Origin of the sequence: Ligilactobacillus pabuli (assembly GCF_022836475.1) — a bacterium.
GTDB classification, from domain to species: domain Bacteria; phylum Bacillota; class Bacilli; order Lactobacillales; family Lactobacillaceae; genus Ligilactobacillus; species Ligilactobacillus pabuli.
Genome location: NZ_BQXH01000014.1, coordinates 40,369 through 64,895 on the forward strand (window position 1 = coordinate 40,369; position 24,527 = coordinate 64,895).

At 42.4% G+C, this 24,527-nt stretch carries 23 protein-coding genes; all 23 read right to left on the reverse strand.

Going from position 1 to position 24,527, the window contains the following annotated elements; all coding sequences use genetic code 11:
• Position 1: 1 nt before the first annotated feature.
• The 23 genes from accB to ymfI all read right to left on the reverse strand — a co-directional run bounded on the left by accB (position 2) and on the right by ymfI (position 24,515).
• Positions 2–460 carry an acetyl-CoA carboxylase biotin carboxyl carrier protein gene (accB, locus tag LPAF129_RS07730; RefSeq protein WP_244055760.1) on the reverse strand — a complete coding sequence of 153 codons (459 nt, stop codon included), beginning with the start codon at positions 458–460 and terminating at the stop codon, positions 2–4.
• Positions 461–1,699 carry a beta-ketoacyl-ACP synthase II gene (gene fabF / locus LPAF129_RS07735; protein ID WP_244055762.1) on the reverse strand — a complete coding sequence of 413 codons (1,239 nt, stop codon included), beginning with the start codon at positions 1,697–1,699 and terminating at the stop codon, positions 461–463.
• A 377-nt stretch (positions 1,700–2,076) separates the two neighbouring features.
• Positions 2,077–2,808, reverse strand: a complete 732-nt coding sequence (gene fabG, locus LPAF129_RS07740; RefSeq protein ID WP_244055763.1) for a 3-oxoacyl-[acyl-carrier-protein] reductase — start codon at positions 2,806–2,808, stop codon at positions 2,077–2,079.
• Positions 2,809–3,759, reverse strand: coding sequence for an ACP S-malonyltransferase (locus tag LPAF129_RS07745; RefSeq protein ID WP_244055764.1), 951 nt, complete (start codon positions 3,757–3,759; stop codon positions 2,809–2,811).
• 15 nt (positions 3,760–3,774) lie between these two features.
• Positions 3,775–4,023, reverse strand: a complete 249-nt coding sequence (locus tag LPAF129_RS07750) for an acyl carrier protein (protein ID WP_244055766.1) — start codon at positions 4,021–4,023, stop codon at positions 3,775–3,777.
• 42 nt (positions 4,024–4,065) lie between these two features.
• Positions 4,066–5,040, reverse strand: coding sequence for a beta-ketoacyl-ACP synthase III (locus LPAF129_RS07755; protein ID WP_244055767.1), 975 nt, complete (start codon positions 5,038–5,040; stop codon positions 4,066–4,068).
• Between the two features lie 21 nt (positions 5,041–5,061).
• Positions 5,062–5,502, reverse strand: coding sequence for a MarR family winged helix-turn-helix transcriptional regulator (locus tag LPAF129_RS07760; RefSeq protein WP_244055809.1), 441 nt, complete (start codon positions 5,500–5,502; stop codon positions 5,062–5,064).
• Positions 5,503–5,575: 73 nt separating this feature from the next.
• On the reverse strand, positions 5,576–6,022 hold the full coding sequence (gene fabZ / locus LPAF129_RS07765) for a 3-hydroxyacyl-ACP dehydratase FabZ (RefSeq protein ID WP_244055772.1): 447 nt from the start codon (positions 6,020–6,022) through the stop codon (positions 5,576–5,578).
• A gap of 443 nt (positions 6,023–6,465) precedes the next feature.
• Entirely contained in the window at positions 6,466–6,969 is a 504-nt protein-coding gene (tpx, locus tag LPAF129_RS07770; protein WP_244055777.1) for a thiol peroxidase, read from the reverse strand.
• A gap of 262 nt (positions 6,970–7,231) precedes the next feature.
• Entirely contained in the window at positions 7,232–7,618 is a 387-nt protein-coding gene (gene yajC, locus LPAF129_RS07775; protein ID WP_244055810.1) for a preprotein translocase subunit YajC, read from the reverse strand.
• Between the two features lie 86 nt (positions 7,619–7,704).
• Entirely contained in the window at positions 7,705–8,850 is a 1,146-nt protein-coding gene (gene tgt / locus LPAF129_RS07780; RefSeq protein ID WP_244055791.1) for a tRNA guanosine(34) transglycosylase Tgt, read from the reverse strand.
• A gap of 91 nt (positions 8,851–8,941) precedes the next feature.
• Positions 8,942–9,985, reverse strand: a complete 1,044-nt coding sequence (gene queA, locus LPAF129_RS07785) for a tRNA preQ1(34) S-adenosylmethionine ribosyltransferase-isomerase QueA (protein WP_244055792.1) — start codon at positions 9,983–9,985, stop codon at positions 8,942–8,944.
• A gap of 16 nt (positions 9,986–10,001) precedes the next feature.
• Positions 10,002–11,018, reverse strand: a complete 1,017-nt coding sequence (gene ruvB, locus LPAF129_RS07790) for a Holliday junction branch migration DNA helicase RuvB (protein ID WP_244055793.1) — start codon at positions 11,016–11,018, stop codon at positions 10,002–10,004.
• A gap of 23 nt (positions 11,019–11,041) precedes the next feature.
• Positions 11,042–11,650: a Holliday junction branch migration protein RuvA gene (ruvA, locus tag LPAF129_RS07795; RefSeq protein ID WP_244055794.1), complete on the reverse strand. Its 609-nt coding sequence runs from the start codon at positions 11,648–11,650 to the stop codon at positions 11,042–11,044.
• 43 nt (positions 11,651–11,693) lie between these two features.
• Positions 11,694–13,682, reverse strand: coding sequence for a DNA mismatch repair endonuclease MutL (mutL, locus tag LPAF129_RS07800; RefSeq protein WP_244055795.1), 1,989 nt, complete (start codon positions 13,680–13,682; stop codon positions 11,694–11,696).
• 39 nt (positions 13,683–13,721) lie between these two features.
• The gene (gene mutS / locus LPAF129_RS07805) at positions 13,722–16,409 is read right to left on the reverse strand and encodes a DNA mismatch repair protein MutS (RefSeq protein ID WP_244055796.1); all 2,688 of its coding nucleotides are present in this window, start codon (positions 16,407–16,409) and stop codon (positions 13,722–13,724) included.
• Positions 16,410–16,432: 23 nt separating this feature from the next.
• Positions 16,433–17,233 (reverse strand): TIGR00282 family metallophosphoesterase, encoded by an 801-nt coding sequence (locus LPAF129_RS07810; RefSeq protein WP_244055797.1) that lies wholly within the window; start codon positions 17,231–17,233, stop codon positions 16,433–16,435.
• A 203-nt stretch (positions 17,234–17,436) separates the two neighbouring features.
• Positions 17,437–19,002 (reverse strand): ribonuclease Y, encoded by a 1,566-nt coding sequence (gene rny, locus LPAF129_RS07815; protein ID WP_244055798.1) that lies wholly within the window; start codon positions 19,000–19,002, stop codon positions 17,437–17,439.
• Positions 19,003–19,187: 185 nt separating this feature from the next.
• The gene (recA, locus tag LPAF129_RS07820; protein ID WP_309296507.1) at positions 19,188–20,303 is read right to left on the reverse strand and encodes a recombinase RecA; all 1,116 of its coding nucleotides are present in this window, start codon (positions 20,301–20,303) and stop codon (positions 19,188–19,190) included.
• Between the two features lie 96 nt (positions 20,304–20,399).
• A complete protein-coding gene (locus LPAF129_RS07825; protein WP_244055799.1) occupies positions 20,400–21,659 on the reverse strand; it encodes a competence/damage-inducible protein A in 1,260 nt (419 codons plus the stop codon).
• 309 nt (positions 21,660–21,968) lie between these two features.
• Entirely contained in the window at positions 21,969–22,559 is a 591-nt protein-coding gene (pgsA, locus tag LPAF129_RS07830; RefSeq protein WP_244055800.1) for a CDP-diacylglycerol--glycerol-3-phosphate 3-phosphatidyltransferase, read from the reverse strand.
• Between the two features lie 20 nt (positions 22,560–22,579).
• On the reverse strand, positions 22,580–23,695 hold the full coding sequence (locus LPAF129_RS07835) for a helix-turn-helix domain-containing protein (protein WP_244055801.1): 1,116 nt from the start codon (positions 23,693–23,695) through the stop codon (positions 22,580–22,582).
• A 91-nt stretch (positions 23,696–23,786) separates the two neighbouring features.
• Complete coding sequence (ymfI, locus tag LPAF129_RS07840) at positions 23,787–24,515, reverse strand: elongation factor P 5-aminopentanone reductase (RefSeq protein WP_244055802.1); 729 nt, start codon at positions 24,513–24,515, stop codon at positions 23,787–23,789.
• Positions 24,516–24,527 lie beyond the last annotated feature (12 nt).

A 24,527-nucleotide genomic window follows, 5' to 3' on the forward strand; every position in this document is an offset into this window, starting at 1 on the left:
TTTATGCCTCCTGTACACGCAGTAATGGTTGATCAAATTCAACTAGTTCTTCATTTTCAACTAGTACTTCACTGATCGTCCCACTGACTTCACTCTTGATTTCTGTCATCATTTTCATTGCTTCAATAATGCAAATGACGTCGCCTTTTTTAACCTTCTGTCCGACAGCAACATAGGCTGGCTTTTGCGGTTCTGGTTTCAAATAAACCGTTCCGACCATTGGCGCCTTAATGACAGTACCTTCTTCAACTTCAACCGGTTTTGTTTCAACTGGCTGTTTTTCTGCAACATTTGTCGGCACAGCAGCTGCAGCAGTTGGAGTTGGTATCTGAGCTTCTGCTTGAAAAGAATTCTCGTTTTTACTGAGATGAATGTGAAATCCTTCCGTCGTAATTTCCATTTCTCTGGTGTTAGAAGAATTAAATTCATCCATTAATTTTTTGATTTCATTAAATTCCAACTATTCTTCACTCCATTTTTTAAATGTCAACACGGCATTATGTCCCCCAAAGCCAAATGAATTGCTAATTGCATATTCAAGGTCAGCTTGTGGTTCATGTGCCTTTGTTACGACATTGACAGTACATTCAGGATCTTGGTTAGTTAAGCCAATGTTAGGAGGCAAAGTTCCTGCCCGTAAAGCAGCAATAGTTGCTACGGCTTCGATGGCTCCTGCAGCTCCCAACAAATGACCAGTCATTGATTTGGTTGAACTAACTGGTACTTGACTATCTGGTCCAAAAACACGGTTGATTGCATGTGCTTCACTGGAATCGTTACTCTGTGTCGCAGTTCCGTGGGCATTAATATAACCAACTTGAGCCGGTGTGATTCCCGCCTCAGCAATTGCCTGTGACATTGCCCGACTAGCACCTTCACCAGAAGGGTTCGGTGAAGTCATATGGTAAGCATCTGAAGTTGTACCATAACCGACGATTTCGCCTAAAATTTCTGCTCCCCGTGCCTGTGCGTGTTCTAAGCTTTCTAAAATCAAAGTAGCTCCGCCTTCACCCATTACAAAACCTGAACGGTTCACGTCAAATGGGATAGAAGCTTTTTCTTTGTCTTCTTCAGTTGTTAATGCTGTTAAAGCCGCAAAACCGGCAATACCAATTTCATTGACCGAAGCCTCTGAGCCGCCAGTGATCATGACCTGAGCCCGACCTGCCTTAATATGATGGTATGCTTCACCGATTGCATTTGTTCCTGAAGAACAAGCCGTCACGATCGAAGTTGAAATGTTTTTGGCATTTAAACGAATAGAAATATTTCCGGCCGCCATATTGACGATCGAAGTTGGCACAAACATTGGTGAAACCCTTTGTGGTCCTTTGTCATGCATCTTAATAACTTGTTCTTGAATGGTAGTCAATCCACCGATCCCAGAACCATAGATCACACCTAGTTCATATGGATCAGTATTTTCTTCAGTAATTCCAGCCTGTTCCGCAGCTTCTAGCGCACTGTGAACTGCATACTGTGAAAAGAGGTCCATGCGACGACCAGATTTTTTACCGATTCGTTCTTTAACATCGAAATCTTTAACTTCACCCGCAACATGTACACCTGTTTCAGTGGCATCAAACTTAGTGATTTCATCGATTCCTAACTTACCTGCCAGAACGTTTTCGCTAAATGTTTTAGCGTCATTTCCAATTGGAGTCACAGCTCCCATTCCAGTAATTACTACTCGAGTCATGCTTCACGCTCCCTTTAACTGAACTCTTGTAAACTTGAGTCCGTTTCATTCCGCTCTGTTTTCTTAGTCGAGCTGCTTCACCCAGAAGGTTGTGCTTAACCTACTTCCAGGCACAATGCCAAAACCGCATTCTGCCTGGAAGCCTGTTAATGCTCACCTTCTAAGCGGGTGTCTCCGCTCTGTTTTCTTAGTCGAGCTGCTTGAAACAGAAAGCTCCGCTTATCCAAGACTAACCTTTTATGCCTAAACCGCATTAAAGGCTGGACTCCGATAATGCTCACTTTCTCCCGTTTCATTCCGCTCTGTTTTCTTAAACTGAAGGCCACCTCTGACCGCACCGCTCATCGCAGGTTGGCAGTAATGGCCTTCTCTTTTCTTTAAATACTCATTCCACCATCGATACTGAGGACCTGCCCCGTAATATAGTCATTTTGTGCCAAAAAGACAGCAGTTTGTGCTACTTCTTGTGCTTGACCAAAGCGTTTTAGTGGAATCTCTGTCAAAATCTGTTCTTTAACCTTGTCACTTAAAACGTCCGTCATGTCACTACTGATCATGCCAGGTGCGATCGCATTGCAACGGATGCCGCGTAATGCTCCTTCTTTAGCGACGGTCTTGGTTAAGCCAATAACCCCCGCCTTGCTAGCAGCATAGTTTGCTTGACCAACATTACCATGCAAACCAACAACACTCGCCATGTTGATAATGACACCAGAGCGTTTCTTATTCATTTTACGTAAGAAAGCCCGAGTCATTGCATATGTCCCGACTAAATTAACATCAATGACTGAACGGAAATCTGCTTCATTCATACCGATCAGCAACTTGTCATTCGTGATCCCCGCATTGTTGACCAACACATCGATTTGAGGAAAGGCAGCATAGGCTTCTTTAACCATTCGTGCTACATCATCTGCCTGTGAAATATCGCCTAGAACCGTGACACATGAAACTCCTTCGGCTTCAATTTTCGCCACTAATTCTGGAGCAACTTCTTTTCTGGCATTTAAGATCACGTTACATTTGGCTTGAGCAAAAGCTAGTGCCACTTGTTCGCCAATTCCTCTTGATGAACCAGAAATGAAAGCTGTTTTACCTTGTAGATCCATTTAATTACCTCGCATTTCTGCTAAAAAGACTTGATAAGAATCATAATCTTCCACGTGGTGGCGTTTGATTTTACGGTCAATTTGTTTAACAAACTGAGTTAATGTTCCGCCTGGTCCTAACTCAAGCGTCATTTCAACGCCCTCGTTTTTCACTAAGTAAGACACACAGTCTGCAAAATGAGTTGGCGAGACAATTTGTTGGACCAACGTTTCAGCAATTCGTTCTTTCTCAAATGGTTTTCCGGTCGTGTTGCTAATGACTGGAATTTGTGGTTCACTAACCGTCAGCTTCGTCAAAATTGGCGCCATCTTCTCGCTGGCTGTTTGAAAGAGCTGCGTATGAAAGGCACCTGAAACTGGTAGTTCCACCACCCGTTTTGCAGCTCCTTGTTCAGTAATCTCAGCAATTGCTTGCTGAATTACTGCGGTCTGCCCGCCAAGTACGATTTGTTTAGGTGAATTGTAATTTGACACCGCAATGATCGCACCACTTGCAGCCAATTGAGTACAAATTGCTTCAACTGCTGCGACATCTGGCTTTAAGACTGCAGCCATAGCACTTGGTTCTTGCGAAGCATCAACTTGCATCAAGGATGCCCGTGCTTCTAACGCCTGCATGCCTTCTTCTTCGGTCATAGCACCTGCCGAGATCAGAGCTGCATATTCACCTAAAGATAAACCAATCAATCCTGCAACTGGTAAATCCGGCAAATCACGCTGAACCATCGCCTGCAGCCCTAAACTCACTGCAACAATGGCTGGCTGTTGAAACTTGGTCTGGTCTAATTCATGCTTTTCATTCGCCAGGACAGTTAGTAAGTCAAATGATGACAAATATGAATTCAAACGGTCCAATGTTTCATGAAAGAGGGCGTCTTTTTGATACAGATCAAGTCCCATTCCACTATACTGTGAACCCTGGCCACTAAATAGGATAGCTGTCTTTTCCATCCCAAGTCACCTCGTTTATTTAGCTTGAGCGTCGAGTTCTTTTTTCACGTAGTTGACAACATCTTGGATCGTACGTACGTCTTCACTTGCTTCAAGCTTCAAGTCTAATTCGTCTTCAAGTTCGTTCATGATTTCAAAAACATCTAAACTATCTGCATCCAAATCATCTTTAATATCAGCTGTTAAAGTTACATCAGAAGCTTCAACGTCCAATTCATCAACCACGATATCCTGTACTTTTTGCAAAATTTCTTGTTCTGTCATAATAATTTTCTCCTTTAATTTTCCTGTTTTTTTGTTAATTTCTTAATATTTAATAATTTGTGTTCCTACGGTCAACCCGCCGCCAAAACCGCTTAAGACAAGTAACTGTCCCCGCTTGATCTGCCCGTTTTTAACAAGCTCATCTAGCAAGATCGGCTCACTCGCTCCCGAAGTATTACCATATTTAGCAATATTCAGTGGAAATTTTTCCAGCGGCTGCTTCATTCGTTTCGCAATGGCCTTCACGATCCGGGCATTGGCTTGGTGTAAAACAAAATGATCAATTTGATCAACTGTTACACCAGCTTGTTGACAGGCAGCAATAATTGTTTCTGGGACTGCATGAGTCGCAAACTTATAAACCGCCTGACCATTCATCGTGAATGGATGGATGACCGTTGACGTTTGCGGGGGAAACTCTGTCAGTGGTTGTGTTTGCCCAGCAGTCAACTTCTCATGTTGATCGCCGTAGGTTTTTAACACACTCGCTAACAGATAGGAATCAGCTGAGTTATTTTCCAATAAAACTCCTGCCGCTCCATCACCAAACAAAACTGCCGTTCCTCGTTCAGTCCAATCAACGACCTTGGACAAGACTTCGCCGCCAATTAACATCGCCCGCATTCCTTGCCGACCTGTCATAAACTTACTGACAACATCCAAGCCATATACAAAACCCGAGCAGGCTGCCGAAACATCAAAGCTCACAGCGTTGACTGCCCCAATGTTTCCTTGTACGATAGCTGCCGTGGCAGGCGTAAACGAATCTGGCGACATTGTAGCAACAATGATCAGGTCCAAGGTCTCGACCGGCCAAGAACTTTGTTGCAAGAGTTGACTGGCAACCTTGGTACATAAGTCTGAAGTATTTTCTCCCAAACTAATGTGCCGTTCTTTAATGCCGGTCCTCGCTGTGATCCATTCGTCAGAGGTTTCCATTAACTGGCTTAAATCATCATTTGTCACCGTCTTAGGTGGAATATAACTGGCTGTTTCAACAATCTTTAATTTTTCCATCTAATTTCTTCCCCTCAATAATCAAGAATGATCTGCCATGAAGTCTTCCAAATTCCGTAAGGCCCGGTAGATCACTTGAACTTCTTCATCATTGAAGCCTTTCAAAAATTTCTTCACTAACTTTTCATGAAAAGCAGCATGAGCCCGATATTCGACTCTGCCCTTTCTAGTTAACCCTAACCGCACTATCCGACGATCATCGTCTGAACGGATCCGCTCGACATAACCTTTCTTGGCTAAGCGATTGATGGTCAAAGTTAAGGTGCCGGGTGTCAAATGTAATTCTTTAGCAACTTCGGAAGCTGTTTTGTGATCATACATAGAAATCGCATTGATTGCATGCATTTCTTGAATAGTAAGGTTGTTAAATTGGCTTTTGCGCAATTCATTTTCTTCGATCCGCAAGATGTTAGAATAAATCTGAACTAACGCCTCACTGATCTTTTGATAATTCTCACTCATCGCCTTACCGTCCTTTTTGTTTGCCATTCAAATAATTTGGTAATCAAAGTATATATGCCACTAACAGACTGGCCTAAACTTTTTCACCAGTTTCCTCCACAACAAACATCAATTCAGCTGAACAGGCAACCTGCCCATCGACTAATGCCGTTGTCTGGACAATTCCAAGGTTCGCTCGCTTTTTAATCATCTTGATTTCAAGCTTTAAAACATCGCCCGGCCGGACCATTTCACGAAACTTAGCGTCGCGGACAGCTCCCAAATACGCGGTTTTACCGAGAAATTCAGGTGATTTTAAAATTAAGATCGAAGCTGCCTGGGCTAAGGTTTCAATGATCAACGCTCCTGGCATAACAGGGTTTCCCGGAAAATGGCCTTTAAAAAAGGACTCATTGATCGTCACATTTTTAGTTGCTAAGATCCGCTCGCCAGGTTCTAATTCATCGACGTAATCGATATAACAAATTGGATAGCGATTCGGGATGAGATCCATGATCTCTTGTGCACCCATTATTTTCAAACTTGCCACCTCACTCAAAAAAGTATTTCGAACATCAAACTATTCGATGAAAAGTATATTATTACAGTCTCTAAACTGTGTCAAATAGTGATGGACAAATCATGTCTATTATTTTAGCCAAAAAAATTATTCCATAAATTTGGCAAAACATCGTGTATTCTTAGTATCCACGAAACTATTCAATCCCAAAATAGCTCGACTTTTTCGCCAATTTGTTTTTTAAAATTATTATAATATAGTATATAAAAATCTTATGGATAATTATCATCCATTTTGAATGCATGGAAAAAAAATTACTTTGACGTTCAAAATTCTAATTAAATTGTAATCTAAAACAGAGCTTTTGCATGAACTTTCGTGTTTTACTGCTGAATTTTAGTCCAAATTTTAGCCAAAAAAAGAGACCCTGGTTAGTTAACCACAGTCTCTTTGACGTCAATTCTTTATTTTTTTAGTGCAGATAAAAATCCAAGTGCACCTTCATAGTTAGGTTCATGTGTCATTTCAATGACAATTTCTTGGTACAAAATTGTACCAGCTGGGTCGATGATCCAAACACTACGGGTATCAGTAGGATTTTCAGGATCTGGAGTGTATAGCCCTGTTTTATGGCCGAAATCACCAGCATGATCGGACAAAAGTTCCATCTTTTGAACTCCTTCAGCTGCACACCAGTCTTTTTGTTCAGCAGTTGTGTTTGTTGAAATGGTGTAGAAATTAATTCCATCATACTTATCAACTTCTTGATTAAATTTCTTAGTTGAAATGCTGCAAACACTCGTGTTGATATTAGGAACAACACTAATTAATGTTGGTTTGCCCAATAGATCTGTCAATTGTACCTCTTGACCCTGAGCATTAGTTACTGTAAAGTTAGGCATCTTTTCCCCAACTTTTTGTGGTTCACCGACTGTTTGTAATGGTTCATCATGACGTGTAATTTGCATGTTTTCAATCTCCCTTTTTAGTTGAACTTCTCAAAGCAATTCCTCGTATTTCTCCAAACCCAGCCATCAATGTCAAAAACACATTACAGGTCAAGCCCGATAGCACACAGGAATTAACCGCTTTGTTCCACTCTGTCATTTAGTTAAGTGTCTTGCTTTAGTTTACCAAAAATTTAGTTGAAACTAAAGTCTGCACACTTGATTCAAATGAAAAAGACCCGTTGTCACGATCGGACAACGAGCCATTTTAACGATTGAGCGCTTATTTTTCTGAATCTTCAGCGTTGTCGTCTGCTTGATCTACAGAATCAACTGGTGTTTCTTCTGTGACTTCTTTAGCTGCTTGTGGCTGAGCGGCTGCAGCATGACCTTCAACCCGACCAATTGCTGAACGGTTAAAGACCAAGTAGACACCGTCACAGTCCAAAGTAACTGTCTTATCAGCATCATTCAAACTGTCGATCACACCGTGTAAACCACCAATGGTGATCACACTGTCGCCTTTTTTCAAGGCATCCATCATTTCTTTACGCTGGTTTTGTTGTTTCTTTTGTGGACGGATCATCATAAAATACATCAACCCAATAAAAACAACAAAAATCAGAATAGTAGAGAAACCTCCACCTGCGACACTACCTGCACCTAACATAAACATTTAACGTTCTCTCCAATCTTAATATACATTACTTACTTTAGCAGAAAATCAGCAAACTGACTAGCTCTTCAACATAAAAACTAGAAATTTTTAGGATTTTCGACATTTAAACCATATTGTTCAAAGAAAGCTTCCTTGAAGTCCAATAATTCGTCATCCATAATTGCTTGACGGACCTGCTTCATCAAGTCCAGCAAGAAATACAAATTATGGTAACTTGTCAACCGTAAGCCAAAGGTTTCGTCTGCCTTAAAGAGGTGCCGAATATAAGCTCGAGTATAGTTCCGGCAAGTATAGCATTGACAATTTTCATCTAATGGTCGGAAATCACGCGCATATTTTGCATTCTTAACGACTAAGCGTCCGTGTGATGTCATACAGGTCCCATTTCTAGCAATTCTGGTTGGTAAGACACAATCAAACATGTCGATCCCGCGAATAGCACCATCGATCAAAGCGTCGGGCGAACCAACACCCATCAAGTACCGCGGCTTGTTTTCAGGTAGTAACGGAGTCGTAAAGTCTAAGACGTGGTTCATTTCCGCCTTAGATTCCCCAACTGACAAACCACCGATCGAATAGCCGGCAAAGTCCAATGAAGTTAGGTCACGTGCACTTTGTTGGCGCAGTTCTTTGTGACCGCCCCCCTGAACGATTCCAAATAAACCTTGGGTGTTCGGATTGCGATGTGCCTTTAAGCCCCGCTCAGCCCAGCGTGAAGTTCTCTCGACTGATTTTTTGATGTAATCATAACTTTCAAAAAATGGTGGGCATTCATCAAAGCTCATCATGATATCTGCCCCAAGATTATTTTCAATATGAATGGCTTTTTCTGGTGACAAAAAGAGCTTCGAGCCGTTTAAATTGCTCCGGAACCGTACCCCTTCTTCAGAAATATCACGTAATTTCGCTAACGAAAAGACTTGAAAACCGCCAGAATCAGTTAAAATACTCCGGTCCCAGTTCATAAACTTGTGTAAACCGCCCGCTTCAGCTACTAAATCATCACCTGGGCGTTCCCACAAATGATAAGTATTCGATAAAATAATCTGGGCGTTCATTTCTTTTAATTCTTCAGGTGCCAACGATTTAACCGTGGCTTGTGTTCCCACTGGCATAAAAATTGGCGTTTGAAAAGTACCGTGTGGTGTAGTGACCTCGCCCAAACGAGCACCCGTGTGCTTTTCTTTCTTTATCAAACGGTATTTAATTGCCGCTTCACTCATTTAAATTTCCATCCTATCCAAGCACACGTCTGATCAAACAAGACCTGTGCTTTATTTTGACTTGAGTTAACGTCCAACAACTGCCTAGTGTTTAATAGATAAACATGCAGTCGCCAAAACTAAAGAAGCGATATTTTTCCTCCACCGCATGCTTATAAGCATTGAGAATGTTCTCACGGCCTGTAAAGGAAGCAACTAACATCACTAGAGTTGATTTTGGTAAATGGAAGTTAGTAATAAAGGCTTGGACCACTTTCCAGTCATAACCAGGTTTCAAGAAGATATCTGTCCAGCCGCTATCTGCCCGAATTTCACCATTAAACTTAGTCCCAATGGTTTCCAGCGTCCGGATCGAAGTTGTTCCTGTGGCCACGATCTTACCGCCATTTTGACGAACCTCATTCAATGTTTGGGCAGCTTCTTCGCTTAAACGATAGAATTCACTGTGCATTTGGTGATCTTCGATGTTTTCTTCTGTCACTGGTCTAAATGTTCCCAAACCAACATGCAAAGTCAAATAAACTAACTTCACACCTTTATCTTCAATCTTTTGCAACAATTCTTTAGTAAAGTGCAAACCAGCAGTTGGTGCGGCTGCTGAACCAATTTCTTTAGAATAAACTGTCTGATACATTTCAGGGTCATCGAGTTTTTCTTTAATGTATGGTGGTAGCGGCGTTTCGCCCAAAGCTTCCAAAACTTCCATGAAAATTCCGTCATAGTGAAATTCAACCATCCGGCCGCCATGTTCTAATTCTTCGGTCACTGTCGCCTTTAATTCACCATTGCCAAAGACAATTTCTGTCCCAACTTTAGCGCGTTTTGCCGGTTTAACTAGCGTTTCCCAGTTGTCTCCTTCAGTGTTGTTTAATAACAAGACTTCCAAATGACCGCCGGTTTCCGGTTTAGTCCCGTATAAACGAGCAGGCATCACGCGTGAATCGTTCATTACCAAGGCATCGCCAGGATTCAAACGATCAATGACATTATAAAAATGATCATCTTGATATTCACCGCTAACATGGTCTAACACCAGCATCCGTGATTCATCACGTTGCTTTAATGGAGTTTGAGCAATTAATTCATGAGGCAAATCATAATCGAAATCTTCAGTAGTTAAATGTTGTTCTGACACTAGTAAAACCTTCTTCTTATTTTTTATTTTTGTGTGGGTCAATTCCCAAATGGGCGTAGGCCGCTGGGGTCACCATTCGTCCTCTGGCAGTTCGTTTCATAAAGCCGATCTGCATTAAATACGGTTCAAGCATATCTGCGACCGTTTCCGTTTCCTCACCGATATTAGCGGCAATCGTCGCTAATCCAACAGGCCCGCCATTATACAAGTTGATCATCGTCTGTAACATCTTGCGGTCAGTTTCATCTAAGCCCTGGTTATCAACCTGCAAGAGATTTAAGGCATAATCCACAATTTCTTGGTCGATCATTTCTTTATGAGCCACTTGGGCAAAGTCTCGGACTCGTTTTAACAGACGGTTTGCCACCCGCGGAGTCCCCCGTGAACGGCGCGCGATTTCTCTCGCACCGAGCGGATCGATCCTGGTATTAAACACCGTTGCTGACCGTAAAACAACTTGGCTTAGTTCAGCTTCAGTATAATACTGCATGTGTTCCACAATACCAAACCGTGCCCGCAAAGGTGCCGATAACAAGCCGGCACGTGTTGTTGCACCCACCAAGGTAAATGGCGGTAAAGGAAAATGAACCGGGTGCGCCGTGGCATCTTGTCCAACCACAATGTCGATATAAAAATCTTCCATCGCTGAATACAAAATTTCTTCGACGTTTTTAGGCAAGCGATGAATTTCATCAATAAACAAAATGTCTCCCGGACGCAACTCGTTTAATAAGGCCACTAAGTCCCCAGGCTTTTCAATTGCTGGTCCACTGGTCGTTTTAAAGTTAACTTCCATTTCATTAGCAATTACCCCCGCCAGGGTCGTTTTCCCTAAACCAGGAGGTCCATAGAGCAACACGTGGTCTAAAGGTTCTTCGCGGGTTTTAGCTGCTTCAATGTATACCGCAACTTCCTGCTTGATTTTTTCTTGGCCGATATATTGAGTCAAAGTCTTCGGCCGCAAACTTAGCTCCGTTTGTTCTTCCGCAAAATCAGCACTTTCAGCCGAAATGATCCGTTCATCCTCATCCATTCAGACAGACCTCCTTTACTATACTATTTTTTCATTAACAGTTTCAACGCTTGACGCAAATATTCGTCCGTAGAGTTTCCGCTAAATTCACGCAGCTTTTTACCGACCCGTTTGACCTCGGCTTTAGTATACCCTAAGGCTAACAGTGCCTCTAAACTCTCTTTCAGGTAGACTGGGTCATCTGCTTGAGTCAGTTGTTGTTGATCATCGACTAATGGGGTTTGTGTCGTCAAATCAGCCATCTTGTCCTTTAAATCAAGAATAATTTGTTTAGCCGTCTTTTTACCAATACTTGGAAATTTCGTCAAATAAGTTTCATCATTAGCGTCGATAGCATTCACTAAACCAGCATGGTCTTCGGTCGCCAAAATAGCCAAGGCACTTTTCGGTCCAATTCCTGAAACGCTGATCAACTTTAAAAACAGCTGTTTTTCTGGGAAATCTTTAAAACCAAACAAACTAATATCATTTTCCCGGACAGCTTGATAAATGTAAATTTTTTGTTTCTTAGTTGTGTCAACAAAATAGCTATACGGATTCGCGACATTGAGTCGGTAGCCGATGCCATTAATTTCTAACACAATGTAATGTGGGGTAACATCTGTGACATACCCGCTAAAATATTCATACATGCAAGAGCCTCAGTTCTTTTAAATTATTTGTAACTGCCTTTAATTAGCCTAGGTCTGGGTGACCTTGATGCGGGTCTTGGATCCGTTTAAACATATGCTCCATTTCAGCCGTGGTAAAGTGGACCAAAGTTGGCCTGCCATGGGGACAATTATATGGATTCTCACACTGACGCAATTGTTCCAACAACGACCTGGCCTGTTTCTCATCCAAATGATGGTTAGCCTTGATCGAACGCTTGCAACTCATCATGATCGCCGTTTTTTCGCGGAACTTAGCGACAGTCAGTTGATGGTCTTCCAAGATATAATCGATCATTTCTCGAATAATTGCTTCTTCTTGTCCCTTTTTAAACCAAGTGGGATGCTGGTGGACAGCAAAGGTGTTTTGACCAAAGTTTTCTAAGTATAGTCCCACTTCAGCCAGTTTATCCAAATTCTGTTCGATTTGTAAAGCATCATTCACTGGAAACGACAAAATTACTGGCAGTAACATGTTTTGCTGATCTGCTGCAACCTCACCGATTGCCTGACGATAATACTCATATTTAACTCGCTCTTGGGCAGCGTGTTGATCCACAATGTAAAAGCCGTCTGCTGATTCAGCGAATAAAAATGTCCCGTGCATTTGACCAAAATAGTTTAAGGCCGGAAAGCCCTTGCTGGTTGGCTCTTCCTCGTTTTCCTCAATCAGGCTAGTATCATTATCAACTGACGGTGCCTCCGTTTCTGGCACTTTAGTCGGAACTTCTTGCCGGTACTTTTGGTCCCACTGTTTAACAGAAGAAGATTCCAAATCAGCCAATTGCTTAATGATCACCGGTTGAACCTGCGTGGTTGTCAGTTCTTGCGGCTGCACTTTTTGGTCTGATGTCGGTTCTTGCTTGCCGCCCATCAATGCATCCAAAACTTCTTTTGCACCAGGACGTTTTTGCGTCGTGCTTGCTTGATATCTTGCATTTCCTTCGCTTAAACCAAAGTCCAATTGTTGACTTTTGGTCCTTCTTTTTTGCCCACTATGCATGTTAGTTAAAGCATCCGGAATCAAATTTTCCCGTGCGATACGAGCATAAACGCTCTTGGCCAGCAAATTACACAATTCATCTTCCTTGCTTAACTTAACTTCTTGTTTAGTCGGGTGAACATTCACATCAACTAATAAGGGATCCACTTGAATCATTACTATCGCCACTGGGTAGCGTCCAACCATCAGCTTTGAACCATAGCCTTGAATTAAGGCTTTATTTAAGTGACTGTTTTTCACGTACCTGCCGTTTAGTAAAAAGCTGACATAGTTTTTAGAAGCTCGTGTTAATTTCGGCAAGGACACAAAACCACTGACTTTAAAATCCTGATCTTCTGCGTCAAATTCTACCATCTGCTTAGCAACGTTGATTCCATATATCGCACTGATCACTTGCTTTAAATTACCATTACCCGGAGTATGCAGCAGTTCGCGGCCGTTACTGCTCAAGGAAAACGCGACTTCTGTATGACTTAATGCCAAACGATTAACGATATCTGTGATAGCTGCCAGCTCGGTTTGAATCGAACTTAAATATTTTAGGCGCGCTGGAGTATTAAAAAAGAGGTCACTCACAACAATTTTTGTTCCACGCCGACTAGCTGAAGCAGTTTTTTCAAGGACCTTGCCGCCTTGTAAGTGAATCTTAGTCCCAGGCTGACCTTCAACAGCGGTTTCCATCACCACGTCTGCGACTGAAACAATGCTTGGTAAGGCTTCACCCCGAAAACCTAAAGTTACAATTTGAAATAAATCTTGCCGGTTGGTAATTTTACTGGTGGCATGGCGATGAAAGGCCATCTCTAAATCTTCGACAGGGATTCCTGCCCCATTATCAACCACAGTGATCGATTTTAGACCGGCATCTTCAACACTAACATCGATTTGCCGACTACCGGCATCCAGAGAATTTTCAACCAGTTCTTTCACAACTGATGCAGGGCGTTCAACCACCTCGCCAGCTGAGATCTGGTCCGCCAAGATTGAATCTAATTGGTGAATTTTAGCCATTGGTTGACTCCTTTCTTACTAGAATGGTGTGCTATTGAACTACTTTTTCTGATTTAACCGACTTTGCCATTTGTAAACGGCATTCATCACATCCATCGGTGTCATTGCCATTAAATTCGCATTCTGAATTTCTTGCACGATCTTAGACTGTTTCTTGTTCAGTTTGGATTCTGTTTCACCAAACAAGGACAGTTGTTCATCTACTGGTTCAGCCTCAACCTGTTCTGGTAATGGGCTTGCTGCTGGTTTAACTTCTTGAACCTCCTGAACTGCTTCACTGGCTTGTGAGGTTGATTCAGATATTTCAGATGTTTTAGGTACTTCAGCTCCACTTGGCGGCAATGATTGTCCAGCCTGTTCTAGTTTAGCTAAAATCTGGCTGGCATTACTTAACAAACTAGCTGGCAAACCGGCTAATTTTGCCACATGAACCCCATAGGAACGGTCAGCTGGACCGGCTTGAATCTTGTGCAAGAACACTAACTCGCCATCTTTTTCAACCGCACCAACATGAATATTCTTTAAATGCGGCAGATTATTTTCTAAAGCTGTTAATTCATGATAATGGGTCGAAAAAAGCGTTTTAGCCTGCACCTTATCATGAACGTATTCAATAATTGCCTGTGCTAAAGCCATCCCGTCGTAAGTCGCAGTTCCTCGACCGATTTCATCAAAGAGCAACAAACTTTGTGGGGTGGCATTTTTTAAAGCTAAATTAGCTTCCATCATTTCGACCATGAAGGTTGATTCACCACTGATCAAATCGTCAGCGGCTCCGATCCGGGTAAAGATCTGGTCAAACAACGGCATTGTTGCGCTTTGTGCCGGCACGAAACAACCCATCTGAGCCATAATAACTGTCAACGCTAATTGACGCATATAAGTACTCTTCCCAGACATATTTGGTCCGGTGATCAATAAGATCTCCAAATCTTTCGGCATCTCGACGTCATTAGGCACGTAACTTTGCTTACCCATCACCTTTTGAACCACTGGATGCCAGCCGCCCTGAATTGAAATTTGATGATCCTTAACAAACTTAGGCCGAACAAAATGGCCATCTTCACTAACCACTGCAAAGCTTTGCAAAACATCCAGCTTGGCAACTGCCGCTGCTAAATTTTGCAAACGCAAGATCCGGTCCTTGATTTGTTCGCGGATCTCCGTAAAGAGGCGGTATTCCAAATCAGCAGCCTTAGTTTGAGCCCCCAAGATCATTGCTTCTTTTTCTTTGAGTTCTGGTGTAATAAAGCGTTCTGCATTCACCAGCGTTTGCTTGCGTTCGTAACGTCCTTCGGGTAACTTGGCAATATTTCCCTTAGAAACTTCAATATAATAGCCAAAAACCTTATTATAGCCAATTTTTAAATTATGAATCCCTGTCGCTTCTCGTTCCTGTGCCTCTAATTCAGCTAACCACTGTTGTCCATTGTTCATGGCATCCTTGTACTGATCAAGTTCCTGATTATAACCGGCTTGAATCAAATTACCATCAGTAACAGATAAAGACGGTTCAGGAACAATCGCGGTCTCAATCAAGTCAGCCACATCTTCCACCGGATCAAGTTCGGCTAACAGGCTGTCTAATTGACCGTCATTTAATTGTTCCAAAATATATTTGATTTGTGGGATATGCTCCAAGGAAGTCATTAACTGGATCAGATCACGACCATTAACGTTGCCAAAAGCAACGCGCCCAGCTAATCTTTCTAAATCATAGACCTGAGAAAGTTCCTCTTGCAGACCGGACCGTTCAAAATAATTATCCAATAAAATTTGCACAATATTTTGCCGTTCAACAATTTCATTTTGTTTTAATAACGGCCGAGTGATCCACTGCTTTAATAACCGTCCCCCCATGGCTGTTTTAGTTTTGTCCAGCAGCCATAACAGGGTCCCTGACTTTTTATTAGTTCGTGAATTTTCCAAGAGTTCTAAGTTACGTTGAACTCTGTGGTCAAGTTTCAAAAAGTACGCTGGTTCATACGCGACTGCCTTTTGAATATGAGCTAAGGCCCGTTTTTGCGTGACCGACAGATAGGAGACTAAGTAGCTCACTACGGTAATCTCTAATTGGCTGTGCAAATCCTGTGTTGTATAAGCAACCTCGGACTTTTCTTCAATTTGTTCTTGGTGTGAGAATAAAATTTTGAGGCTCTGTAATTCATCCAACGTGTTTTGGGTCACACTCGGAGCTAAAACAACTTCTTTCGTCCGCAAACTCAACATTTCATTCAGTAAATCAGCAGTCGTGGTTAATTCTGCAGTTTTTAATTCACCAGTAGATAGGTCGGCATACGCAAAACCATAGCGTCCATCTTCTTCATAGATCGCCGTTAAATAGTTGTTTTCCTTGGCTTCACCTGCATGTCCATCAATTAGAGTCCCGGGTGTCACAAGTTGGATCACCTCGCGCTTCACCATATCCTTAGTGAGCTTCGGGTCTTCCATTTGTTCACAAATTGCCACCTTGTAACCCTGGTCAACTAAAATATCAATATAATTTTGTACAGCATGGTGTGGTACCCCGCACATTGGAATCGGATCAGTTGCATTTCTATTTCTAGAAGTCAGTGTTAATTCCAAAATTTGTGAGCCTTTGACGGCATCATCATAAAACATTTCATAAAAATCACCTAAACGATAGAATAAAAAAGCATCAGGATATTGGTTTTTAACCTCCATATACTGTTCCATCATCGGTGTTCTTTTAGTTTTTTGCGGCATGCAACAGTTCCTCCTTTTTTGCTTTATTCCATGAATGGATGGTCTGGGTCGACCCGGATATTGCGGATCTTCTTCGCCCGTCCCGTTTGGTCATCGACATCGATCACGACGGCACCCAAAGTCTGCCCGCCAGAAGTTTCCACTTCAAAACGAGTCGGCATCTGGTTTTTAAAACGTCTGATCACACTGCTGCGTCGCATTCCTAGAATTCCATCATATGGACCAGTGAATCCCACGTCCGACAAGAAAGCAGTCCCCTGCGGTAAAATCCGCGCATCGTTCGTCTGCACATGGGTGTGTGTCCCAACTACGGCTGAAACACGGCCGTCAAAGTTCCACGCAAAAGCTTCTTTTTCGCTAGTTGCTTCACCGTGAAAATCAACAAAGATCACTGGAGTTTCTTTTTCCAGTTGTGAGATGATTTCTTCTGCCACTGCAAATGGGTCATCAGAAGGATTCATAAAAACCCGTCCTTGCATATCTAAGACACCGACCTTAGTGCCATTGACATTCACAATCGTATATCCTTTGCCAGGAACTTGCCCGGCAGAAAAATTAGCAGGTCTGATCAATTTTTTAGTGGAGCCAATAAATTCTTGGATTTCTTGATTATCCCAGGTGTGATTTCCCATCGTGATCACATCTGCCCCGGCTTTCAACAATTTTTTATAAACTTTTTCATTAATACCACGTCCACGAGTGGCATTTTCACCGTTCGCAATCGTTAATTGGGGGTGCAAGCTTCTTTTTAGTACTGGGACAGTCTCCACAAACATTTCTTGTCCTGCTTCACCCATCACATCACCGATAAATAAAATCCGCATTATTTGTCTCCTCTTTTGTCTTCTTCTCAATTTAGTTAAAGTTAATTTTACCATTTTTAGCGTCAAATGTGCAGACCTAGTCCCCACCGATTTGTCAAATCTCCGGCAGCTAAAAGTTGTTGACTCAGCTGACGTCCTCCAATAATTTGGAATCAAAAAAGCCAAGAGCTTTCTTTTAAAGAAAACTCCCAGCTTAGCATGCGTTATTTAGCATATTCAATTGATCGTGTTTCACGAATAACGGTCACTTTGATTCGACCTGGATATTCCATTTCACTTTCGATCTGGTTTTTAATATCCCGTGCCAACAAGGTTGTTTTGGCATCATTGATCTTATCAGGTTTAACAATGACACGTACTTCACGTCCGGCTTGAATAGCGTAACTCTTTTTAACGCCTTCAAAACTATCGGAAATCGATTCAAGTTTTTCCAAACGATGAATGTAGTTTTCCAGTGATTCACTTCTGGCACCAGGACGAGCAGCAGAAACTGCGTCAGCTGCAGCAACTAAGACTGCAATAATTGAGTTCGCTTCAACGTCGCCGTGATGTGAAGCAATCGTATTGATCACTACTTTACTTTCGTTGTACTTCTTAGCTAATTCGACCCCAATTTCAACGTGAGACCCTTCAACTTCATGGTCAACCGCTTTACCAATATCATGCAGTAAACCAGCCCGCTTAGCGAGTGTCACATCTTCACCGAGTTCATCAGCCATGATCGCAGTTAACTTCGCAACTTCGATCGAATGATCTAAGACATTCTGACCGTAACTTGTCCGATAACTTAAGCGACCAATGGTTTTGATCAAGTCTGGATGAATGGAGTGTAAACCAAGTTCGAAGACTGCTTCTTCCCCGGTTTCACGAACCTTCGCATCCATTTCCTTGGTGGCCTTTTCAACCATCTCTTCAATCCGAGCTGGATGGATCCGGCCATCTTGAATCAACTTCTCTAACGCAATTTTGGCAATGCCGCGTCGGATTGGATCAAACCCACTTAACCCAACTGCTTCTGGCGTATCATCAATGATCAGATCGATTCCAGTCAACGTTTCTAAGGTCCGGATATTTCGACCTTCACGCCCAATGATTCGACCCTTCATTTCGTCATTTGGCAGATTTACCACTGAAACAGTCGTCTCAGAAACTGTATCTGCTGCACTCCGTTGAATTGCCTCTGCGATCAAAACTTTTGCTTTTTTATCAGCACTTGCTTTTGCCTGTGTTTCACTATCTTTGATCATCACTGCCATTTCGTGATCTAAACTTGATTTAGTTTGTTCTAAGATCAAATCTTTAGCCTGTTCTCTAGTCAAGGCTGCGACTTCTTCAAGTTTAGCTTCTTGTTGCGAAACCAATGATGAAACTTCTTGATGTTTCTTCTCAAGGTCACTTTCTTTAGTGGCGAGCTGCTTTTCTTTGTGTTCAAGCACATGTTCACGCTTCTCTAAGTTGGTATCTTTATGATCCAAGTTTTCTTCCCGCGCGAGCATCCGGTTTTCCTGCTTTTGAACCTCAGAACGTCTCTCCTTGAGTTCACTTTCAATTTCGCTGCGATACTTATGGCCGTCTTCTTTTGCTTCCAAAAGGATTTCCTTTTGTTGTGCTTCTGCCTCTTTTTTAGCAGTAGCAACAATTCCGTCAGCCGTTTGTGTTGCACTATCAAGTGACTTTTCATATGAATTTTTACGGTATGAAAATCCACCAGCGAAACCAATCAATAAAGCTAAGATAGCGATAACGAGGATGATTAATATAGAATTCAAATTGCACCTCCGCATCGTTAAATTTTATTATTTAAAATTCAACTAAGACGCCATTTCGATGCTTTTAAGTTATACACACATACTTATTCTAATGTTTATTGTCAGTATCTGTCAATCAAATTATCATAAAATCCCAAGATTTAAAAAGACACCCCTCAAAATGAAATGGGTGTCTTTTACTCAGGCTAACTCATATGGCCTGATTTTTTGGATTCTTTTTTATTTTTTTCTGGTGCTTTTTGATTCTTATCTGATAAATTTAGGTCTAACTGGTCTTTTTTGCTCCCAGTTTTTTCTTTGGTTTTAACGTCATCGGCGATGCCATAAGCTTCACGGACTTTCTTCGTGACTTCAGCCATCATTTCAGGATGTTCAGCCATATACTTTTTGGCGTTCTCCCGTCCCTGACCGATGCGCGCTTCGCCATACGAAAACCATGAGCCACTCTTATGCACGATATCTTTTTCGACCGCCATATCGATCAGTTCACCAGTCTTAGAAACACCTTCACCGTACATAATATCAACTTCAGCTTTTCTAAATGGTGGAGCAACCTTGTTTTTGACAACTTTGATCCGAACACGGTTCCCCACAATGTCAGTCCCATCTTTGATCTGTTCAGCACGACGAATCTCTAAACGGATCGTTGCGTAAAACTTCAAAGCCCGGCCGCCTGGGGTCGTTTCCGGGTTACCAAACATCACACCGACTTTTTCACGGATCTGGTTAATGAAAATTGCAATCGTTTTTGTCTTATTAATTGTTCCAGATAATTTTCTCAATGCTTGAGACATCAACCGGGCTTGCAGGCCAACGTGGGCATCACCCATCTCGCCTTCGATTTCTGCTCGAGGTACCAAAGCTGCCACCGAGTCCACGACAACGATGTCGACGGCACCGGAAGAAACTAAGGCATCCGCAATTTCCAAACCTTGTTCCCCAGTATCAGGCTGAGATAACAAAAGTTCATCAATATTGACCCCTAAGGCCGTTGCATAGACCGGGTCTAGCGCGTTTTCAGCATCAATATAAGCAGCTGTCCCGCCCTGGGCTTGAACTTCAGCCACAGCGTGCAAAGCAACCGTCGTCTTACCTGAACTTTCAGGTCCATATATTTCTACAATTCTACCACGAGGGTAGCCACCAACACCTAATGCTTCATCCAGTGCTAATGATCCGCTCGGGATCGTTGAGATCTGAGTATCAGCTTTGTCGCCCATTCGCATGATCGAGCCTTTACCAAAGTTTTTCTCAATTTTTTTCAGTGCAGCATCTAGTGCCGCTTGTCTTTCATCAGCCACGAGCAAGTTCCTCCTTATTGCCTCTTTAGGCAACTTTCGATTAATACCGTATAATTATCATACTGATTTTTCAGCCAAAACGCAAGTAAAATCGAACTAATGTTTGAAATTTTCTGTAGTTAAAGCTTCTTGCAATAAACCAAAGCCAGCCATGATAGCACTGTTGCGAACATGTTGCCGGTCATATGAAAAATGATATAACTTCGCCTGGGTCTGAATATCTCGACCGGCCAAACCTAGCCAAACAGTTCCGGCCGGATGTCCCTCTAAGAAATCAGGACCTGCCGCCCCCGTAAAGGAAACTGCATAGTCCGTGCCGACAATTTGTCGGGTGTGTTCGGCCATCGCGATTGCAGTTTGTTCGCTGACGACCCCGTACTGTTCGACCACTTCTTCATCAATTTTTAGCATGGCTTCCTTTTGTTCAGCCGCATAGGTCACAAAACCGCCGGGAAAAACGTTGGACGCCCCAGGAATTGCGGTAACCGCTGTTTGAAAACCACCGCCTGTCAAACTTTCAGCGGCTGAAACTGTCAACCCGCGTTCGGTCAATTCTTGAACTACCACTGCCGGCAAACTATTTTTTTCACCGTAACCGTACAAATACTCGCCCACTCTAGCCCGAATTTTAGTTTCCAGTTCGTCTAATAATTTTTGGTCAGTCATTTCATCACTGCCAGATGCTGTCAAACGCAAAGTCACTTCATTGTCTTTCGCGTAGGGGGCAATGGTTGGGTTAACCTGCTGGTCGATCAAATCCGCTAATTTAGTCACCAAGTTAGCTTCACCAATGCCATAAAAGCGTAATAAACGAGAAGTTAAGACTTGCTGCCCGGCATAATTTTTGGCCAGTAACGGCTTCGCCACTTGTTCAAACATAGTCTGCATTTCTTGTGGTGGTCCAGGCAACAACAAAAAGTCTGCGCCGTTTGGATTTTGATAATAGTTACCGACGGCCATGCCAACATAGTTAGGCAAAGACTGTGCTCCCTCAATATACATTGCCTGGATCCGATTATTAGGCGTCATTTCTCGGTGACGTTCGGCAAAGAAAGTCGTGATTTGTGCTAAAGCTTCCTGATCAACTACTAACTGCCGGTGCAGGTATTTGGCAACAACTTGTTTGGTCAAATCATCTGGCGTTGGTCCCAGGCCGCCAGAAATCACGACTAAGTCACTCCGTGAAGCCGCTAAAGTAATCGTTTCTGTCATTCTTTGTTCGTTATCTCCAACTAAGCTGTGGTAGTACACATCGATTCCTAGTTGTGCCAAGCCCTCACTAATGACTTGCGAGTTCGTATCTGTGATCTCACCTAAGAGCATTTCTGTCCCTACTGCAATAACTTCTGCATGCATACTAACTACCTCCACTTAGTATTACGCTTTTTTTGCGATTTTTGGTCAAAGTTAGCGTAATTTTTTTCAAATTTTTTAGTCAAGCTTCGTCAACCAAGACTTTCCGCCGATCTTAGCCCAGCCTTCAATCCCAAAAGTGCACGAAAGACTAGTCTCTGATAAGGCTCGAGTCTTAGGCGGCTTACTCCACTCTGTGTTATTAATCTTTACTGTCCATCATACCACTAGATTTCTAGAAACTTAACTACTGCTTTTATTCCAAAAAAATAGACTAAGGCAATCGCTTGTCTCAGTCTAATTAGATGCAATCTAGTCTTTACCGAATGAATCAGCAAAAACATCGCGTGCATTGTAGAAATATTCAACTCCAGAGTAAATCGTGAAGAACAGGCAAATATATAGCAAGATTTCACCAATTGGTAAGTGAATATTGGCAAAAAAGATGTTATTCAGGAATAAGAAAATAATTGAAAACATCTGTGATGTCGTTTTGATTTTACCTGGCATAGCTGCTGCCATCACTTGTCCGTTATTTTCCACCACGATCAAACGCAATCCTGTTACAGCCAATTCACGACAGACAATAATTGTCACGACCCAGGCTGGGGCCTTGCCTAATTCAACTAAGAAAATAAAAGCAGTCATCACTAACATTTTGTCTGCCAATGGATCAGCAAATTTACCAAAGTTAGTTACTAAGTGGTTTCGACGTGCAATTTTTCCATCGGCTAAATCTGTTAATGAAGCAGCTGCAAAAATAATTGCTGCCACTAAATCAACGACTGGAATCATTGTTCCAGCAATCGTCACTGTACCCCAATCAAGCGGTAAAGCTAAAATTAAAATGAAAACAGGGATCAAGAGGATCCGGATCACTGTTAACTTGTTAGGAAGATTCATGTCATTCCACTCCTTTTTTATTAATTAGTACCATTGTTGTTAGAACTAGCAGCATCAGTGGTTGCTGGTGCACTTGAGCTAGTTGGTGTTTGCGCTTGGGTTTGATCTTGCGCTTGAGTTGCCCCCGTCGTGTCAGCTGGTGCCTGCGTATTAGCGTCAGTTGTCCCCGCTGCTGGCGCTTGGGAGTTTTGGTCATTCTGTGTTGCTTGAGTTTGGTCCGCACTTGCACCATCAGTTGCTAGTTGCAAAGTCAAAGTCCGCACTGTCAACGTGTCATTATCCTTCATAAAATCAAACTTCTTACCGTTAACTGTAATTGAAGTTGCTTTTGAGTTCCCTAATTGAATCGTGATCGTCTGTGCGCCGGCTGGAATTTCTACTGTTTGATTTTCGCCGTCAGACATCGTTGCCTGCCAGGTCTGAACACCGTCAGCAGAAACTGCATTCCAAGCTGCCCCGCCAGAAACTTTCAAAGAAATTTTATTCTTCTTGGGTGCACCAGTTAAACTATAAGTGAAATTCGAACCAGTATTTGCAGTTAGGCTCAACTTTTGCTTTTCTTTTTTAGCTTTCTTAGCCTTCTTAGCTTTTTTCACAGGTTTGGCTTTCTTCTTAGGTGCAGCCGTTTTTTTAGCGTTTGAACTAGCCTTGGCTGCAGGTTTCTTAGTAGATACTTCAGAAGAAACTTCCACGTTATTATCAACGGTTTTTTGTGCTTGACGCTTGTTATTGTATGAAACGCCGAAAATAGTGCCAATAATTGCTAAGACGATTACCACGATGACGATCGTTGGTAAATAATTCAGGATCTTTTGACCTTGAGTTAATTCAGTATCTTGATTTTTTTCGCGTAAATTCATCCGTGAGACCGACTCTTTGGTTGCTGTCGGTTCTTCGGTTGATTGTCCCAGTTCACTGTCAACTTGAGCTAACAGTTCATTTGGATCTAGTCCCACTGTTTCTGCATACTCACGAATAAAAGCACGTACATAAAAGTTACCTGGTAAAGCATCGAAATTTTCTTCTTCGATTGCAATCAAGTAACGTTTTTGAATTTTAGTAGTTTGTTGCAAATCGTCTAGGGTCAGGCCTTTTTCGACTCGTGCACTTTTTAATGTTTGTCCGATTTCGCTCACTGTAATTACTCCATATCTTTTTACATAATTTAAACATACCAATCATTTACCAGTATATCATAGTAATCTCAACCATTTCATTAAGAAATCATTATTTTAGCCAACCACCAGTAACATAAATCGTTTGCCCTGTTAAATAACCCGCACGTTGGTCAAGCAAAGAACAGATCCAATAACTAATTTCTTCTGGTTGTGCAAAATGACCGGCAGGGATCTGCGCCGCAACTTCATCGCGCTCTTCCGGTGTAAATGTCAGGTTCATCCGTGTCGCTACGGCTCCCGGTGCGATCACATTGACCGTGATTCCCATCGAAGCAACTTCTTGACTATAAGCACTGGCAAAGGCCGTCAACGCCCCTTTAACCGTACTATACCCCACTTCCATCGCACTGCCGGCACCGCCATAAACTGAACCGACAAACACAATGCGGCCATGCTGACTAGCAGCTAATTTCGGCTGCAGTATCTGAACTAAACTCAATGGGGTTTGGACCTGCATCGCTAACATTTGGTTTAAAGCACCGGGGTCTTCCTGAGCAAACAAACCATAGTCAGTTGTTCCCTGTGCAAAGATCACCGCATCTAAGCCAAATAACTGGTGGGCGATGGCCTGTGCACTGTTCGGTTGGGTCAAGTCAGCCTGGACTAACAAAAAGTCTTGTCGTGGATATTTGGCATGCAGTTCTTGCTGCAATTGCTGTGCTTTTTCTTGATGATTAAAATAATGTAAATAAAGCGACCAGCCCTGTTGAGCTAAGTCTTGTGCTGTTTGCGTCCCAATATCTCCTGAGGCGCCTAAAATTAATGCCCATCCTTGCATTAAACTGACCTC

Bases quoted from the DNA above. Each gene is read 5' to 3' on its own strand.
- LPAF129_RS07810 (WP_244055797.1), bottom strand. From the start codon at position 17,233: ATGCGGATTTTATTTATCGGTGATGTGATGGGTGAAGCAGGACAAGAA.
- fabG (WP_244055763.1), bottom strand. From the start codon at position 2,808: ATGGATCTACAAGGTAAAACAGCTTTCATTTCTGGTTCATCAAGAGGA.
- pgsA (WP_244055800.1), bottom strand. From the start codon at position 22,559: ATGAATCTTCCTAACAAGTTAACAGTGATCCGGATCCTCTTGATCCCT.
- LPAF129_RS07760 (WP_244055809.1), bottom strand. From the start codon at position 5,502: ATGAGTGAGAATTATCAAAAGATCAGTGAGGCGTTAGTTCAGATTTAT.
- yajC (WP_244055810.1), bottom strand. From the start codon at position 7,618: ATGTTAGGTGCAGGTAGTGTCGCAGGTGGAGGTTTCTCTACTATTCTG.
- mutL (WP_244055795.1), bottom strand. From the start codon at position 13,682: ATGGCTAAAATTCACCAATTAGATTCAATCTTGGCGGACCAGATCTCA.
- LPAF129_RS07750 (WP_244055766.1), bottom strand. From the start codon at position 4,023: ATGACAGAACAAGAAATTTTGCAAAAAGTACAGGATATCGTGGTTGAT.
- ymfI (WP_244055802.1), bottom strand. From the start codon at position 24,515: ATGCAAGGATGGGCATTAATTTTAGGCGCCTCAGGAGATATTGGGACG.
- mutS (WP_244055796.1), bottom strand. From the start codon at position 16,409: ATGCCGCAAAAAACTAAAAGAACACCGATGATGGAACAGTATATGGAG.
- fabF (WP_244055762.1), bottom strand. From the start codon at position 1,699: ATGACTCGAGTAGTAATTACTGGAATGGGAGCTGTGACTCCAATTGGA.
- tgt (WP_244055791.1), bottom strand. From the start codon at position 8,850: ATGAGTGAAGCGGCAATTAAATACCGTTTGATAAAGAAAGAAAAGCAC.
- LPAF129_RS07745 (WP_244055764.1), bottom strand. From the start codon at position 3,759: ATGGAAAAGACAGCTATCCTATTTAGTGGCCAGGGTTCACAGTATAGT.
- ruvB (WP_244055793.1), bottom strand. From the start codon at position 11,018: ATGGATGAGGATGAACGGATCATTTCGGCTGAAAGTGCTGATTTTGCG.
- LPAF129_RS07825 (WP_244055799.1), bottom strand. From the start codon at position 21,659: ATGCATGCAGAAGTTATTGCAGTAGGGACAGAAATGCTCTTAGGTGAG.
- tpx (WP_244055777.1), bottom strand. From the start codon at position 6,969: ATGCAAATTACACGTCATGATGAACCATTACAAACAGTCGGTGAACCA.
- ruvA (WP_244055794.1), bottom strand. From the start codon at position 11,650: ATGTATGAATATTTTAGCGGGTATGTCACAGATGTTACCCCACATTAC.
- LPAF129_RS07755 (WP_244055767.1), bottom strand. From the start codon at position 5,040: ATGGAAAAATTAAAGATTGTTGAAACAGCCAGTTATATTCCACCTAAG.